This is a genomic window from Marinobacterium sp. xm-m-312, from assembly GCF_013283295.1.
Classification (GTDB): domain Bacteria; phylum Pseudomonadota; class Gammaproteobacteria; order Pseudomonadales; family Balneatricaceae; genus Marinobacterium_E.
In genome coordinates this window covers 147567-163577 of the sequence record NZ_WBYS01000001.1, presented here as the reverse complement: position 1 = coordinate 163577, position 16011 = coordinate 147567, and the positions used below count along the sequence as shown (strand labels likewise).

At 50.1% G+C, this 16011-nt stretch carries 15 protein-coding genes; 4 read left to right on the top strand and 11 right to left on the bottom strand.

What is annotated here, in order from left to right; translation table 11 throughout:
- Positions 1-18: 18 nt before the first annotated feature.
- From XMM312_RS00850 to XMM312_RS00840, 3 genes are read right to left on the bottom strand one after another with little or no spacing between them, the layout of a single operon-like run.
- Entirely contained in the window at positions 19-933 is a 915-nt protein-coding gene (locus XMM312_RS00850; RefSeq protein ID WP_217363861.1) for a DMT family transporter, read from the bottom strand.
- On the bottom strand, positions 930-2624 hold the full coding sequence (locus tag XMM312_RS00845) for a TrkA family potassium uptake protein (RefSeq protein ID WP_173488533.1): 1695 nt from the start codon (positions 2622-2624) through the stop codon (positions 930-932). Before XMM312_RS00845 ends, XMM312_RS00850 begins: the two co-directional genes overlap by 4 nt.
- Positions 2621-3004 carry a DUF6394 family protein gene (locus XMM312_RS00840; protein WP_173480431.1) on the bottom strand — a complete coding sequence of 128 codons (384 nt, stop codon included), beginning with the start codon at positions 3002-3004 and terminating at the stop codon, positions 2621-2623. The genes XMM312_RS00845 and XMM312_RS00840 overlap by 4 nt, the downstream gene beginning before the upstream one ends.
- A gap of 141 nt (positions 3005-3145) precedes the next feature.
- On the opposite strand from XMM312_RS00840, the gene XMM312_RS00835 reads away from it, so the two are divergent.
- Entirely contained in the window at positions 3146-5890 is a 2745-nt protein-coding gene (locus XMM312_RS00835) for an insulinase family protein (protein ID WP_173488532.1), read from the top strand.
- A 9-nt stretch (positions 5891-5899) separates the two neighbouring features.
- On the opposite strand, the gene sbcB is transcribed toward XMM312_RS00835, so the two are convergent.
- Positions 5900-7345, bottom strand: a complete 1446-nt coding sequence (gene sbcB, locus XMM312_RS00830; RefSeq protein WP_173488531.1) for an exodeoxyribonuclease I — start codon at positions 7343-7345, stop codon at positions 5900-5902.
- Positions 7346-7426: 81 nt separating this feature from the next.
- Here sbcB and XMM312_RS00825 point away from each other — a divergent pair, with 81 nt between their 5' ends.
- Positions 7427-7846, top strand: a complete 420-nt coding sequence (locus XMM312_RS00825; protein ID WP_173488530.1) for a YchJ family protein — start codon at positions 7427-7429, stop codon at positions 7844-7846.
- 98 nt (positions 7847-7944) lie between these two features.
- Here the strand turns inward: XMM312_RS00825 and phbB are convergent, their stop codons facing one another.
- Both phbB and XMM312_RS00815 read right to left on the bottom strand, forming a co-directional pair.
- The gene (gene phbB / locus XMM312_RS00820) at positions 7945-8694 is read right to left on the bottom strand and encodes an acetoacetyl-CoA reductase (RefSeq protein ID WP_173480427.1); all 750 of its coding nucleotides are present in this window, start codon (positions 8692-8694) and stop codon (positions 7945-7947) included.
- Positions 8695-8949: 255 nt separating this feature from the next.
- Entirely contained in the window at positions 8950-10284 is a 1335-nt protein-coding gene (locus XMM312_RS00815; RefSeq protein WP_254442786.1) for an MATE family efflux transporter, read from the bottom strand.
- Between the two features lie 75 nt (positions 10285-10359).
- Between XMM312_RS00815 and XMM312_RS00810 the strand changes: the two genes are divergently transcribed.
- Positions 10360-11076 carry a 16S rRNA (uracil(1498)-N(3))-methyltransferase gene (locus tag XMM312_RS00810; RefSeq protein ID WP_173480426.1) on the top strand — a complete coding sequence of 239 codons (717 nt, stop codon included), beginning with the start codon at positions 10360-10362 and terminating at the stop codon, positions 11074-11076.
- A gap of 10 nt (positions 11077-11086) precedes the next feature.
- On the opposite strand, the gene ampD is transcribed toward XMM312_RS00810, so the two are convergent.
- Entirely contained in the window at positions 11087-11623 is a 537-nt protein-coding gene (gene ampD / locus XMM312_RS00805; RefSeq protein ID WP_173483373.1) for a 1,6-anhydro-N-acetylmuramyl-L-alanine amidase AmpD, read from the bottom strand.
- 101 nt (positions 11624-11724) lie between these two features.
- Between ampD and nadC the strand changes: the two genes are divergently transcribed.
- On the top strand, positions 11725-12564 hold the full coding sequence (gene nadC / locus XMM312_RS00800; protein WP_173480425.1) for a carboxylating nicotinate-nucleotide diphosphorylase: 840 nt from the start codon (positions 11725-11727) through the stop codon (positions 12562-12564).
- 531 nt (positions 12565-13095) lie between these two features.
- Here nadC and yacG read toward each other — a convergent pair.
- Genes yacG through argJ form a run of 4 tightly spaced genes read right to left on the bottom strand, consistent with a single transcriptional unit; the run spans position 13096 to position 15555 of the window.
- Positions 13096-13302 carry a DNA gyrase inhibitor YacG gene (gene yacG, locus XMM312_RS00795; RefSeq protein WP_173480423.1) on the bottom strand — a complete coding sequence of 69 codons (207 nt, stop codon included), beginning with the start codon at positions 13300-13302 and terminating at the stop codon, positions 13096-13098.
- 16 nt (positions 13303-13318) lie between these two features.
- Entirely contained in the window at positions 13319-13921 is a 603-nt protein-coding gene (coaE, locus tag XMM312_RS00790; RefSeq protein ID WP_173483877.1) for a dephospho-CoA kinase, read from the bottom strand.
- The gene (mutT, locus tag XMM312_RS00785; protein ID WP_173483876.1) at positions 13921-14319 is read right to left on the bottom strand and encodes an 8-oxo-dGTP diphosphatase MutT; all 399 of its coding nucleotides are present in this window, start codon (positions 14317-14319) and stop codon (positions 13921-13923) included. Before mutT ends, coaE begins: the two co-directional genes overlap by 1 nt.
- A 21-nt stretch (positions 14320-14340) precedes the next feature.
- Positions 14341-15555, bottom strand: a complete 1215-nt coding sequence (gene argJ, locus XMM312_RS00780; RefSeq protein WP_173488529.1) for a bifunctional glutamate N-acetyltransferase/amino-acid acetyltransferase ArgJ — start codon at positions 15553-15555, stop codon at positions 14341-14343.
- Positions 15556-16011 lie beyond the last annotated feature (456 nt).

Below are 16011 nucleotides of genomic sequence, written 5' to 3'. Positions count from 1 at the left end.
TATTTTATAAACCTCAGATCAATTAACGGTTTTAGTACGGTTTTGTCGAATACCAGCTATCACTCGTCTTACGACGGCCAACCAGATGCCGAGCACAATGAGGGCAATTCCGACTAGATGGAAGCTGTGCATAGTCTCATTCAACACCAAGATAGACAAGAGTGTGCCGAATACCGGAATCAGATAGATAAACAGCCCCGCCGTCGACGCGCCCAACTGCGCCACACCACGATTCCAGAAAGAGTAAGAGAGTATCGACGGAAAGATCGCAATATAGACCACAACCGCCCAGACTGGCGTTTCGAGGGTCGGCATGACAAAGCCACCCTGCTCAAACAGTGCAAATGGGAAGATCACCAGCAAACCAATCAGAACCGACAGCCCGAAAAAGGTGAACGGCTCGAGCTCTTTAGGTTTGAACTTTAAGGTGATCGAGTAGAGAGCCCAAGTCACAATCGCAGCCAATATCCAGACATCCCCTGGGTTAAGATGCAGTGAGGCAATTCGCTGCAACTCACCTTGGGTAATTAATACCAGAACTCCCATCAGTGATGCCGCAATCCCTAACCACTGCAGCCCACCCACAGACTCTTTGAAGAATAGCCGGTTCAACAACAAAATTAGAACGGGAATAATCGCATGCATCAAAGTAGTGTTTGTCGCGGTGGTCGTCTCAACCCCCAAATAGATGAACGTGTTGAAACACCCGACACTGGTGAGTGATAACCAAAAGAGCAGTGGAAAATGCGCTTTTATAATCGGCCACTGTCGAATCGCTTTGGGCAGCCAGAAAGGCAATAGGATCAAAAAGGCGAGTCCCCAGCGTAAAAATGCCATCAATAGTGGGTCGGCAATATCAGCCACTCCTTTAGCCGCGACATGATTACCCGCCCAAAATAGTGGCGTTAAGATCAACAATAGATAGGCGATCAACGTGCATTTCCTTTAGCAAAATAACTCAACAGACCGTAATGCGGCTCTTCACCTGTCACAACGTAATTGAGAGTACGAGCGTTCTCAAACAACCAGCGCTGTTGAGACAGGTCCGCCCCTCTCCCGGCAAACAGGATCTGATCTCCCAACTGCAGCTCAGTCAGCTCACCCGGCTCGATCATAAATTGACCACCACGCTTCACCAGCAGAGCCAAACATTTCAGCTCCTTTGCTCGATCTGCTGGGGATTTGAGTAGTGATCGTAACGTCAGGATCTGACCAGATTCTATCCACTCTTTTACTGCAGGCGTCTCTTCTCCCAGTGTAAAAGCCTGAATGCGAACCTGGCCATCACCTACCAAGCGATTGAGGCGCTGAATGAGCTCTCTGGCATCCACTTCATCAAGCGCCATCGATTGGTCTAAAAACTCAGCTAGCAAGGGTGTACGGAGATGAGCCAGAATGCGACTGGCAATGGTACGTCCTGGGTTCATGACAAAATCGGCTTTAAGTCGCTCAAAAATTAACTCATTAGAGTCCAAGTTTTGGCGAACAACCGTCTGCAACCTAGGATTTAATTCGCGAGCGGTCATGATAATCGACAGATTATCCGCATCATTACCTGTACCAGCAATAATACCCACCGCTTCTTCAACACCCGCTTGAATCAGGGTAGATGCCTCGGTACCTATACCGACAATCGATGTGGGCTCATCACCTCTGAAGCTATCCATATGAGGATCCACTAAAGTGATCTCTGTCCCCTCAGCACGCATGGAGCCGGCTAACGCGCGACCAAAGCGACCATAGCCACATAAAATCCAGCGACCCGATTGATGCTTATAGGTTGATGCGATTGAGCGGTGCTCAGAGTAAATCAGCCAATCAACGATCAGATGCTTTTGCGGACTGTGGGCCGCTAGGCCAAGATACTCGGCAAACTGTTTAAAGGGATCTACTACCAGATCGGTGCCAAAGGAGTAAAGATTGGCAGTGGTCGTATCATTTTCGCTGCGACTTACCACAATGCGTTTCGGATAGAGCAGCTTGCTGGCAATCGAGACCGACAGATTAACGTTATCATCATTGGTCAGGGCCAACACACCCAGACAACTTGGGTTCTGCAATCCAGCCAGATCGAGATTTTCCGGCAGTGAGGCATCAGCACACAGACCCACCACCGGCAGTGAATACTGTTCAAGCTCTAACGCATCGATTCGGCTCTGATCGATATCGATGACCACCGATTTAATACCCTGTTGCTCCAGTCCAGCCACCACATCTCGGCCCGTTGTGCCAAAGCCACAAATTAGATAGAAGGGCTCTCGAATCGATCGAACTTGATGAGCAAAACGGCGAGTGCGCAACAGACGCGAGAATCCTTGATCTTGCAGCACACTCAACATGGCACCGATGGCATAGAGCCAAGCAATGACGGTTGCGTAGATGCAGACCAGGGTCCACATCCGCTGAGCACTGGTGAATGGGTAAGGAATCTCACCAAAACCGATGGTGGAACCCATAAACGAGACAAAGTAGAAGGCGTGGAAGAAATCCATACGCCAAGGCTGACCCTGATCATCAAGCCCAGGTATTAAAACAAACCCAAGCACAGAGACGGCGTAAACGCCGATTAGAACGCTCAGGGGCAGTCTTAGCCGCCTAAGTAGAATATAGAGCAGTGTATTCATCGACGAATCGACGCACTCTCAACCACTAGCAGAACCACCGACACAACATTCGCCACCAGTGCACCAGCAGCAAGCGACACAATACTCGCCATCGTCCCATCCGTCATTCCCAGTGACGAGATCTGCTCGGCATACGCCCAGACCACCGCAGCTGCAATCAATTGCAAATCGGCAACCAAACTGGTCGCCAGCAACAGTGCTCCAAGGTGGCTGCGGTCACCAAACTTCAACACCGTACAAATTAAACTAACTACCAGGGCCAAAAAGAGCTCAAACACTTCATGATGTGCAGGATTATCGATATCCCCAAGAACAAAGCCGACATTCAGCGTCAGGGCTAAGATGATAAAGAATCCAAATACAACCTTTTCACGGTTCATCAACAAGCGCTCCCAATAATCCAGTTAGTCAGCTTAAAACGTATTTCTGTTCAACATCTTAACGACGTTTAAGTTAGGCTTAATATTAATGACTGAAGCTAACACTTATCGTGACTGTTTATCTAGGGGGTATTTCACATCGTGATCAAGAAATCGATCGTTTCTCTTCTATTTCTCGTTTTTTTATCACTGTCGTCGATCGTTGGTGCCGACGTAATCAAAAGCCTCAACGACACTCGTGAGTATCGAATTCTTGAACTGGACAATCAGTTAAGAGCATTGCTGATCTCGGATATGCAGAGCGACAAAGGAGCCGCCTCCTTGAATGTACAAGTAGGTAGTAGCGCCAACCCACCGGAGCGTGCAGGACTGGCCCATTTCCTAGAGCACATGCTCTTTTTAGGCACCGAAAAATACCCAGAGGCGGACGCCTATCAAGCGTTCATTAACTCTAATGGCGGCAGCCACAACGCCTTCACCGCCTACGATGATACGAACTACTTTTTTGATGTCCGAGCAGAGGCGTTCCCAGAAGCGCTCGATCGTTTCGCTCAATTTTTCATAGCACCACTCTTCACTGAGGCTTACGTGGATCGTGAACGAAATGCCGTCCACTCTGAGTACGAGTCAAAACGGCTGGATGATGGACGTCGCATCTACGTGGCTAAAAAAGAGGCGATGAACCCAGAGCACAACTGGACCCAGTTTTCGGTCGGCAACCTCGATACTCTGGAAAACACGCCAGAGAACCCCATTCGCCCCGATTTGATCGACTTTTACAACCGTTACTACTCGGCCAATTTGATGACACTAGTGGTCAGCGCACCGCTCTCTTTAGACGAACTAGAGACGCTAGTAACTCAGCGTTTCTCTAAGGTTAAAAACAGCAACGCCACGCCCTACAGCGATGCGGTGCCGCTGTTCACAGAGAACGAGATAGGTCGTGAGATTCGCATCAAAACCCTCAAAGAGAGCCGCCAACTAACGCTCACTTTTCCTGTTCCCCCCAGAGAAGGTTACTGGAAGAAAAAACCGCTCTACTTTATTGCAAACCAAATCGGCTATGAGGGCAAAGGGTCACTCCTCTCTTACCTTAAGGATGAAGGTCTAGCCGACAGCGTCGGGGCTTGGATTGGCATCGATCAACCCGAACAATCGACCTTTGATATCCATATCGATCTCACCCTAAAAGGTCTGGAGCAGAAAGAGCGTGTGATTGAGGCAGTGTTTAGCAAAATTGAGCTTATTAAACAGGCCGGTGTTCAACAGTCACTCTTTGATGAACAAGCTCTTCTTGCGATGAATGAGTTCCGATTCCAGCAGAGTTCAGAACCGATCCACAACGTGATGCGTCTTTCTAAGATGATGGTGGACTACCCTGAGGCTGAATTGATCAGGGCCTCCTACGCCTTTGATCAGTTTGATGCCGCGTTGATTAATGACTACCTCTCGTACATGACGCCGGACAACTTAGTGCTAGGCCTCTATTCACAGCAGGTTGAGACCGATCAGCAAGAACCTCGATATGAGATCGACTACAGCATTAAAACGATCGACTCCGCCCTTCTAGAGCGCTGGAAGAGTCCAAAACTCATTCCGGCCCTCAGCATTAAACCCTTGAATCCCTATATTGCTGATCAGTTCGATCTTCTCGAAGAGACGCAAGCAGAGTTGCCTGAGACTGTTTTTAAAGAGGGTAATCTCACTGCGCTGCACAAGGTTGATGTCAGCTACAAGCAGCCCAGAGGAGCAATCAATCTGGCGATACTGTCGAATAATGCTCAGCCTGATGCAGCCGCATCCGTCGCCAATTCACTGTTGACCGACATGATCAATGAACAGCTCAACGAAGCGCTCTACGATGCCGCACTGGCTGGACTGAACGCCGAGATCTACCCTCACCTGCGAGGCCTATCCATTAAAGTGAGTGGCTACAACCAGCGTCTGGATCGTCTGTTAGAAACACTGCTCAGGTCTCTGAGTATGCCTTTGCAGGATGAGGCGTTGTTTGCTCGATTGAAGCAGAACCTTAAAGAGGATCTTGCCAACAGCCTTAAAGAGAAACCCTACAACCGAACCTTTGCCCTGCTCTACCAAGAGTTATTGGATAATAGCTGGAGCAGTGAAGAGAAACTGGCGGTAATTGATTCGATGACACTGGCTGATCTTTCCAAGCAGAGAGAGAAACTGCTTGCTGAAGGTCAGTTAAAACTGTTTATCCACGGTAATATCAGTCGTGAACAAGCCGAGCTGATCAGCTCAACCGTTCACTCAGCACTGTCTGCGATGAAACCCGCTAATGTGAACCCGATCAAAGCGAACAGCCTAGATGATGGAGAGACAACTAAATCGATCTCGGTCGCTCATACCGACTCCGCACTGCTGCTCTACCTTCAGGCGAACAGTGACACGGCTCAAGCACGCGTGGAAACCGCTCTGATCAACGAGCTTCTGTCGACACCGTTTTACACTCAGCTGAGAACAGAGCAGCAACTGGGCTATGTGGTCTTTACAAACCTTCTACCTATAGGTGAAACACCCGGAGTCGGTTTGACCGTGCAATCTCCGACGGCTGATTCGCAAGCGCTGAAACAGGCTTATAGTGATTTCTTATCGGGTTGGCGTGCAGGGTTAGCAGCAGAGCTAGAGCAAAACATCGAACAGTATCGAGCAAGTCTGCGCTCGCGAATTGCCTCACCCTCCAAGCGGTTGGCGGATGAGACTGAAAGACTCTGGCGAGAGATTGATCGTGACAACCTAAACTTTGATACCAGAGAGCAGCTTCTAACCGCGTTAGACCATCTGACGCCTGAGCAGATACTCAAACGCGCAGATCAGCTGCTTGAACGTAAACTTTGGATAGAGGCTAACCCTGAGCAATCTTAGTCATACTCTCTAAGGTTCAAAGGGGTAGATCGACTCCGCATAGAGGGCGATATCTTCCAATATCGCCCTTTCCTCAGCCGTAGTCTCCGGTAGTTCAGCAATGCGATTCAGCTCTGCATAGAGTGCTTCAAAGGTGAGGTAACCACCGGTGCCTTTCAGTAGCTTTTGCGCTCGAAACTCCTCCCAACTCAACTGTTCCTCATCGGTTAGGGTTTCTGGGAAATTTCGAGCTTTATAACGCAGTAACATCTCCTCTAGACGGGGATCCTGAAACGGCAGCTGTAATTCGTACAAGCTCTCTTCATCCGCCTCACGCACGCGATCGATCAATTTTTTGTCATCATTGGAGAAGAAGCCACCTGAGTAGATCTGCAGATCAGGGTCAGCAATCGCATCGCGATCCTCTTGGTAAACCGCCATCAGTTTCTCTCGGAGATTAGGTTCATTGCGCAATAGCGCCAAATGCGCCCGACACTGATCGCCATCAATGGAAAATTTTGCCGGTTCATCACCGCGCAACATGTTGGCCGGTGCCACAATCGGGCAACGATTGGCATGCAGTAACTTCAGAGCTAATTTAGGGGTATTCTCATCACGCTGATCGCGCGGGAGATAGAGATTCTGTTTAATCTGCTCGGCAGTCAGTTCAAAAAGCGGGGCTGGGTCGTGTCGTAGATCCCAAACAATGCTGGCATTCTTGTTGGTTGGGTGCACCGCAATCGGGGCAACAACCGCCATATTGCCTTGCTCTACCGGGTAACGTGATGAGACGTGTAACACCGGCTTCATGCTTTGCGGATCGATCAGTTTTTGAATCGCCAATTTGGAGCGATGACGAATCACATAATCAAACAGCTTGGGTTGTCTCTCTTTAACCAGCTTGGCCATCGCAATGGTGGCATAGACATCAGATAGCGCATCGTGGGCACTACCATGCTCAATGCCGTTAGCCTTGGTCAGATCTTCCAGACGCAAACTCGGCGTGCCATCTTCGTAGCTAGGCCAAACGATTCCATCGGGACGAAGTGCGCGAGTGAGACGTAACATGTCGATGATATCCCAACGAGAGCAGCCATTTTGCCACTCACGCGCATAGGGATCGTAGAAATTGCGATAGAGGGTATTTCGCGTCACCTCATCATCAAAGCGGATTGAGTTGTAACCGACACCGCAGGTACCTGGTCGAGCCAACTCTGCATGAATCCTAGCGATAAACTCGGCTTCACTGACCCCTTTCTCTAAGGCAATTTGTGGCGTAATCCCGGTAATCAAACAGGCCATCGGGTGCGGCAACATATCATCGGCAGGACGAGCGTAGATCATCACAGGATCCTCAATAATATTGAGGTCGGCATCGGTCCGAATACCAGCAAATTGCATGGGACGATCTCGTTGTGGATCGGTTCCGCTGGTCTCGTAGTCGTGCCAAAAAAACGTCTCGTTTTGCGCACTCATCTTCGCATCCTTGATGAAAATTGCTGATAATAGCGTTAAGAGTAACAGGCCCTTTCCATTCTGGCTAAGAGAGTTCTAAAAATGCTAAACAATCCTACTGAATCAAACTGCCCCTGCGGCAGTGGCGCCCCCTTTTCAGAGTGCTGCCAACCCTATCTAGCCGGCATCTCAGTCGCACCCACTGCTGAAAAGCTGATGCGCTCACGCTACACCGCTTTCTCTGTCGGTGCTGTGGACTATCTGATCGATACTTTAGCGCCAGAGCGACGCTCACCAGGTGAAGCGAACATGCTGGCACAAGAGCTTCGCTCAACCGAGTGGGTGAAACTGGAGATACTGGATACGCATGAGGGTGGACCTCTGCACCAAAAAGGACAGGTCGAGTTCAATGCTCACTTTAAAGCGGCCGATGGAAGAACGGGGGTGCTGCACGAACGATCCAATTTTCGCCGCGACGCTGACAAATGGATCTATGTGGATGGCGACGTTGAAGTCAATTGAGTGAAAGTGATGTCAGACGCACTGACTAGGCCTTTTAATACGCCTTTTGAAAAAATTGCGTCTGACATCGATTAATCCCTAACTGAATTAAAAAGGGATTAGAACATGTGTAGACCACCGTTCACTGAGAAGTCCGCACCGGTCATGTAACCCGACTCTTCGTCAGCAATAAAGGCTACCGTACGGCCGATCTCATCCGGTGTACCGAAACGTTTAACAGGAATCGTTGAAGTAATCTTATCCTGAATTGCCTGATCAATCTTAGCCACCATTGGGGTTAGGATATAACCTGGTGACACTGTATTGACGGTAATCCCTTTAGCAGCCACCTCTTGCGCCAGCGCCTTAGTAAAGCCGTGGATACCCGCTTTAGCTGCAGAGTAGTTTGCCTGACCGAACTGGCCCTTCTGCGCATTCACAGAAGAGATATTGATGATACGACCAAAGCCTTTCTCAAGCATTGGGTTAATCACTAGGCGTGTCATGTGGAACATACTGTCGAGGTTGGCGCTAAGTACTTCGTCCCACTGTTCCCAGCTCATCTTCTTGAACTGACCATCGCGAGTAATACCCGCATTGTTGACTAGGACATCAACTGAACCACCAGTTAGCCTTTCAACCGTCGCAATACACTCAGCACAAGACTCAGCATTAGTGACATCACCGTAAGCGACTTCGATCTCGTAGCCATCTTTGCGTTGCTCCTCTTGCCAAGCTTTGGCTTTCTCGTGATTACCACCTGAGTTGTAGCCAGCAACGACTTTAAAACCAGCATCAGCCAATTTGCGACAGATGCTGACACCCAAGCCACCGGTACCACCAGTAACGAGTGCGACTTTTTGACTCATATTATTCACCCTTGTGTTGTGATCGACTCTCAATGAGGCGATTGATATGCAGGGAATTGGCCTCTCTTTTTGCGTTCTGCGTTCCACTCTCTGCAAACAAGAAATGGAAAAACATAGACCATGGAGGCTTTAAAAACCCTACGTTAGATAAGTAATTACTCTACTTTTTAGAACCTGACAAGTTTTAATGTCAGACAATGAACCAAAGTAGTGGATCAATTTAAACCAGAGAGATGACAGTGGTATGACGTCTGATTAGACCCTATTGAGGGTACGGATCATCCAGAACCAAGCGAACAGAGCCGTCAGAGCATTGGCAACCACCAGACCGATGAAGAGCCCTTTAAGGTCGAACAGGGTGCTACCAAGCCAGCCAAGTGGAATGTAGAAGAGAAAGAGTCGAACGATGCTGACACGCATCGCATGATAGGGGAGATGCAGAGCATTAAAGCTGGACGAGCTGAGGAAGGTGGTCGCCTGAAATCCAAAGCCCAGCGGTACAATCAACATCCAGAGAACCAACCAGCGACCAACCTCAGAGTCGTTGGTAAAGAGTGGCACCCAAAGCCCTGCCCCCAAGGCTAACAGCAAGTAGATCAACAGCTGCCAACTCAGTGCAAAGAACACCGCATCACTGTAGGCAGACTTAACACGCGAGATCTGTTTCGCACCTAAGTTCTGACTTATGAAAGGTGGCAATGTCATCGACAATGCCAAACAGACCAGTAGGGCCAGAGATTCGATACGACTGCCTACCCCAAACGCTGCAACCGCAGCTGCTCCGTGCTGAGCAACAATCGCTGTCAGAATCCCGTTAGCCAAGGGTGTCATCATATTTGAAAGAGCTGCGGGCAGACTGATCTTTAAGACTGCACGCCAGTTTTTAAACAGCACGCTTGGGTCTAACACACCTAGCAGGATCATCTTTTTACGAACGAACAGCACCCAAATCGCTAACACAGAGGTGATCGCCCAAGCGATTAAGCTAGCAATGGCAGCACCCTGTATGCCCATCGCAGGAATAGCGGCCCAACCAAAAATCAGGATGGGATCCAGGATAAAGTTGAGAATTGAAGAGCCCAACATCAGCGCGGCTGAGGTGCGAGTATCACCCATCGAGCGGAAGGTGCTGTTACAGACCATGTTCAGAACCATAAAGATGGCCGCAAAGAACCAGACCGACATGTATGCGTCTATATAAGGGATCAGATACTCAGCAGCCCCCATCAACTCTACGATAGGAATCAAAAGAAACTGCCCGATAAAGCCCACCACAGCAGTAATCAAAACTGCCATCAGTAGGTTATCAGTCGCTAAACGTGCCACTCGCTGTTTCTCACCGCGACCGATCAGGCGAGCTAGAGTTGCAGAAGTCCCCACACCAAGACCGATGGCCAGACTGGTCAGCGAGAAGCTAATCGGAAAGGTAAAGGATAGTGCCGCCAGCGGCCAAGTGCCTAAGCGACCGACAAACCAAGCGTCTGCCAAGTTAAACAGCATCAGACTGATCATGCCGAACATCATCGGCACAGTCATGCGCACCAGTGTCGGTCTTATCGGGTCATTAGTCAGATCTGCAGCTTTAGACATGCGGGCACTATAACCTAGGTTCCCACGCACACCCAGCTTTGCAGTACACTATTACAAAATTTGTCAGGGCTTAATGTGAATTTACTGATTCTAGAAAAAGAGGATTTCACCTCCTCAACTGAGGTGCGCATCAGTGACCGTCGTCACCGCCACATGCTTGAAGTACAAAAACTAGAGGTCGGCGACACCCTAAGAGCGGGCGAACTGAATGGACTGATTGGCTCAGCCAGAGTGGATCAGATCGATTCTGAGTCGGTATCCCTTAAGGTTGACCTTCAAAAAGAGCCCCCCAAACCACTGCCAGCGACTCTACTACTGGCCCTACCCCGTCCAAAAATGTTGAAACGGACCTTTCAAACCCTAGCCGCCATGGGGGTAAAAGAGATCTACCTGATCAACGCCTATCGCGTCGATAAGAGCTACTGGTCAACGCCTGTCCTGTCAGAAGACTCGATCCGCGAACATCTGATTCTGGGTCTAGAGCAAGCTGGCGACACACAACTGCCCAAAGTGCATATCCGTAAACGATTTAAACCCTTTGTTGAGGATGAACTGCCAGCGCTGGTTAATGGGAAACGCGCACTGATCGCCCATCCCTACAACGCTTCACTCTGCCCTGAACCATCAGATGAAGAGACATTGATAGCAGTCGGTCCTGAAGGCGGATTTATCCCTTACGAAGTCGATCTGATGCAGCAACAGGGGCTAGAGGCCATTCACCTTGGGGAGCGGATTTTACGGGTCGAGACCGCTGTACCCGTGTTACTGTCGCGACTGTTTCCCATTAGTTAGCTGACAGTGATCAAAGGGCGTTTAAATAACGACCCCAATCGAAACAGGGTCCCGGATCGGTTTTACGTCCCGGTGCAATATCACTATGACCGGTGATTCGGTGTGGGGTAATCAGCGGGTAGTGGGTCAGCAGTTGCTCAGTGATCTGAACCAATTGGTCGTACTGCTGATCGGTAAAGGGTTGATCATCGCTCCCTTCCAATTCAATGCCAATCGAGAAATCATTACACTGTTCGCGTCCATCAAAACTGGACTGCCCGGCATGCCATGCACGCTTGTTAAATGGTACAAACTGAACCACACGCCCCGTCCGCTCTATAAGCAGATGGGCAGAGACCTCTAACCCCTCTATCTGTTGGTAGTAGGGGTGCTCGCTGCAGTCCAACTCATTACAAAAGAAGCGCTCTACCGCCTGAGTATTAAACTGTCCTGGCGGCAAGCTGATGTTGTGAATCACCAACAGTGAGATCTCATCACTAGGTCGCTCATTACAATTGGGCGAGGCGATCCAGTCGGCGCCTATGAGCCGGCCTGAAGGCTGATCGATACTGAAACTAACTGACAAATTGAACCCCGCTAACAGTGGCGATGCAGGTAAGATCACGTACAATACCTGCTCAAATCATATTACCCGAAGAGTCCCTGTCGATGCTAACGCTAGAAACCCTAAAGCCCACCATTGAAGCGAATGTCCGTCTTGCAATTGAAGAGGACGTCAGTACAGGTGACATCACGGCGGAGCTGATCCCAGAGAGCCAGCAGGCCAAAGCCGAGATCATCTCACGCGATCAAGCGGTGATTGCCGGCAGTGCTTGGGTCAATGAGGTCTTTAAGCAGGTCGATCCGACCGTAGAGGTAGATTGGAAAGTGGCAGATGGGGACTCCGTCGCACCGAACACACTGCTCTTCACTCTAAAAGGTTCGGCCAGAAGCCTATTGACCGGAGAGCGCGCAGCACTGAACTTCCTTCAAACGTTATCAGGCACTGCCACCCTCGCCAAACAGTACTCTGACAAGGTCGCCAACACCCCAGTTAAACTCTTAGATACGCGCAAGACACTTCCGGGGCTGCGTTTGGCACAGAAGTACGCCGTCACCTGCGGCGGTTGCTACAACCACCGCATCGGTCTGTTTGATGCGTTTCTAATCAAAGAGAATCACATTCTAGCGGCCGGCGGCATTGAATCCGCCATCTCACAAGCCAAGTCCAACCACCCAGGCAAACCGGTGGAGGTCGAAGTCGAAAGCTTTGACGAGTTAAACCAAGCCCTAGAAGCGGGTGCAGACATCATCATGCTCGATAACTTCACTCCCGATCAGATGCGCGAAGCGGTTGCCTTGGTTGATGGCAGAGCCAAACTGGAAGCGTCCGGCAACATCACTGATGACACTCTAGTGAGTTACGCCGAAACCGGCGTTGATTACATCTCGATTGGTGCGCTAACCAAGCACTGCCGCGCGATTGATCTATCGATGCGGTTGGTCTAGTTCAGATAAGTAACATCGTAGGAGTGATCTTGCAGAGATCGCGATAGTGCCGGTGACTGGCAGGTAGACTTTACTGCCAATCTGGAAAACACCGATAAAGCAGATGACAGGCTGAAGCCAGTCACTGGTGTTTTTTAAAAAATTTTATTGCATACCAATCGCGGCCTTTTCAAGACCGCTCCAACAAAGTGACAGATACAAATCTCGTGCCGATTCGTCCACGTCCGATCGAGAGTGAGTACGATGGTTTTTCACGGTTAAGAGTTCAATCGGCTGAGGCTCGGATGGCCGAAGTCTGCAACGGAGGCAGGAGCCGACTTATTGCCATGGAAGGCATGTATTCCGTTAATGCAGGAGCAATTAACGGTTTGCAGTGTCCTATTGGACTTCAGTGAAAAATCATTGAACGGAGCGTGCCGCAGGCCGAGTGAGCGTGGTCAGTTTTTGCTTACTTTTTGCTGACCAAAAAGTAAGGTTGATCGCCTTTAGGCGATTAGAAAGTTCTGGCTTTAAATGAGTTTGCCAACAAACTCAATGCCGAGTCGGTGTATGTTCAAACTCTTCAGGACTCATACCCGAACTGAAATCCTCAATATCCGGCTGAGTCGCGACCTTGTATCCCTCGCTTGCCCACTCGCCTAGGTCAATCAACTTACAGCGCTCTGAACAGAATGGGCGGTACTTGTTTTCGGTGGAGTACTCGACCTTTTTTTCGCAGGTGGGGCATTTAACTTTCACAAGGGCTCCTGTCGGATTATGTCGTTTGTTGAGTGGTCAGCTGATGATAGAGCGCATCCACCTGAGAATAAAGCTCATCCAGGGTGCCGGTATTGCTGATCACATAATCGGCCCGATCAATTCGAGATTGACGATCCATCTGAGCGGCAAGAATCGAATCGACTTGAGCTTCACTGACACCGTCACGACTCAAGGTTCGCTGTCGTTGTACCTCGACCGGCACATCGATCACTAGCGATGCATCAATCTCTTGGTAGTGCCCGCTCTCAAACAGCAAGGGTACAACCACCAACGCGATTGGGGTCTCGGCGTTTAAGGCACGTTCCATAGTGGTTTGACGAATCAGTGGGTGCAACAAAGCCTCTAACCACTGACGCTCATTAGGATCTTGAAAGACCCTCTCACGCAGTGCCGCACGATTCAACCGGCCATCATCTTGAATCACTTCGGGACCAAAGTGCTGTTTAATCTGAGTCAGCGCCGGCTGACCAGGCTCTACTACTTCGCGCGAAATAAGATCGGTATCCACCAGTGTCGCACCGAGTGATTCTAAACGATCGGCGGCGGCCGTTTTACCGCTGGCGATACCGCCTGTTAACCCTAAAATAAACGGAGGCATTAGAGGCCCAATCTCGTTTTCAGTGCGGCGATAATCGGCAGATTCGCTTCTGGAAATTGGTAGGAGTCCATCTCAACAGGGTTGATCCACTCAATAGGTTGGCCTTCTAAACCGGACGCTTCGCCACTGAATGAGCTGACCACCCAGACATCCAAGACAACCGATTTATCACTGTAGTCGTGCTCAATACGGACCAGAGGCTCGCACTGCACAACCTCAATACCGATCTCCTCAAGCAGTTCACGCTTAAGTGCTGTCTCAACCGACTCTTCGGCCTCTACCTTACCGCCCGGAAACTCCCAAAGCCCGCCCTGGTGTTTATCATCGGGGCGCTTGGCAATCAGCAGTTGGCCTTGTAGATTCAGTATTGCGGCAGCGGCAACCAGTATCTGTTTCATAGCGATTATTTGAACAGTCTCTTATGAACGGTAGTCGGCATTGATCGACACATACTCTTTCGATAGGTCAGTCGTCCAAACCGTCTCGCTCGCACTACCTCGGTTGAGCACCACGTGAATCAGAATATCCTCCTCATTCATCACAGCCTGCCCCTGCTCTTCGGTGTAGCTGGCCGCTCGACCACCTTTCTCGACAATGCAGACATCGCCTAAGTAGATTTGCAGCGCGTCCAGATCAAGGTTTTCAATGCCGGCACGACCCACACAGGCCAAGATACGGCCCCAGTTAGGGTCACTGGCGAATAGAGCGGTTTTCACCAGTGGCGAATGAGCAATGGTGTAAGCAACATCCAACGCCTCTTTTGACGTTTCAGCCGAGTCGACACGGATCTCAACAAACTTCGTTGCGCCCTCGCCATCACGCACAATCAACTGAGCGAGTTGCAACATAATACGGTTAAAGGCTTCAACAAAGGCCGTTGCTGCAGCGCTGTCCGCCTCTATTCGAACCCCAGAAGCACCCGTCGCAACCAGAGTACAGCTATCATTTGTCGAGGTGTCGCCATCGACAGTGATGCGGTTAAAGGATCGTTCTGTCGCCGCGCTCATCCACGACTGCAACAACACCTGATCAATCTCGGCATCGGTCGCCACATACCCTAGCATTGTCGCCATGTTTGGCATGATCATCCCTGCACCTTTGGAGATGCCGGTAATCGTAATGGTTTTACCATCCACTTCGATCTGCTCAGACGCCGCTTTAGCACGAGTATCAGTCGTCATAATGCCCCAAGCGGCATCCAACCAGTTGTCCTCTTTAAGATCAGCCAATGCAGCATCTAACGCACCAACGATCTTATCGACTGGCAGAGGCTCACCAATGACGCCGGTTGAGTAAGGCATTACCTGAGAGTCAGCAACACCCGCGCGCTGTGCAAGCTCTGCACAGACCGCTTTAGCATCCATCATCCCCTGCTCACCAGTACCGGCATTCGCATTACCCGTGTTAGTGACCAAGTAACGCACCTGACCCGTCGCCATATTGGCTTTCGCTAAATGAACAGGGGCCGCACAGAAAGCGTTCTTAGTAAAAACACCCGCTACTGACGCACTCTCCGGAAACTCCATCACAACAAAATCGCGACGTCCAGGCTTCTTAATGCCCGCACTGGCAATACCAATTTTGAAACCTGCAACAGGGTGAAGCGTAGGAAGAGTGTCAGGACCAACAGCCATGGAGAGTTCCTCGGAGTTAAAAATAATAGGCCATTATTTTAATGGGTTTGATCTGTGCCAGCTAACTATTTTTGTGTTGTTGTTTTGGGAAGATCAAGGGCAATCTATCCGACTAGCGTCGGCTAGCCTTCTTCTTTGTGTGAGCAAAGAAGAAGCAGGGCCGAAAGTGTGCTCCTGCACTTTCGGCATTCACCACATCCTGTGGATCAAACACACCCCGCTCCTTCGGCCTTCGGCACACTGCGCGCGATACTCTTTTTCTAACATCGAAAGGCACATTTCAGACAGATGATTTGCACCTGCATCATCTGCATACAAAACGTCGTGTTTCTAAGCCTGCTCCGTGCAGGCGCTGAAACTCTCGCCCATCCGGGGCTCGATCCTTTCAACGTCTTAACGAAAAAGAGCACCGTGCTCGTTCTCAGTCGGACGGGGACGACTGGCACGAGATTCGAA

Coding starts and splice junctions, on each gene's coding strand:
- XMM312_RS00845 (WP_173488533.1), bottom strand. CDS start 2,624: ATGAATACACTGCTCTATATTCTACTTAGGCGGCTAAGACTGCCCCTG.
- XMM312_RS00840 (WP_173480431.1), bottom strand. CDS start 3,004: ATGAACCGTGAAAAGGTTGTATTTGGATTCTTTATCATCTTAGCCCTG.
- sbcB (WP_173488531.1), bottom strand. CDS start 7,345: ATGAGTGCGCAAAACGAGACGTTTTTTTGGCACGACTACGAGACCAGC.
- XMM312_RS00825 (WP_173488530.1), top strand. CDS start 7,427: ATGCTAAACAATCCTACTGAATCAAACTGCCCCTGCGGCAGTGGCGCC.
- phbB (WP_173480427.1), bottom strand. CDS start 8,694: ATGAGTCAAAAAGTCGCACTCGTTACTGGTGGTACCGGTGGCTTGGGT.
- XMM312_RS00815 (WP_254442786.1), bottom strand. CDS start 10,284: ATGTCTAAAGCTGCAGATCTGACTAATGACCCGATAAGACCGACACTG.
- nadC (WP_173480425.1), top strand. CDS start 11,725: ATGCTAACGCTAGAAACCCTAAAGCCCACCATTGAAGCGAATGTCCGT.
- coaE (WP_173483877.1), bottom strand. CDS start 13,921: ATGCCTCCGTTTATTTTAGGGTTAACAGGCGGTATCGCCAGCGGTAAA.
- mutT (WP_173483876.1), bottom strand. CDS start 14,319: ATGAAACAGATACTGGTTGCCGCTGCCGCAATACTGAATCTACAAGGC.
- argJ (WP_173488529.1), bottom strand. CDS start 15,555: ATGGCTGTTGGTCCTGACACTCTTCCTACGCTTCACCCTGTTGCAGGT.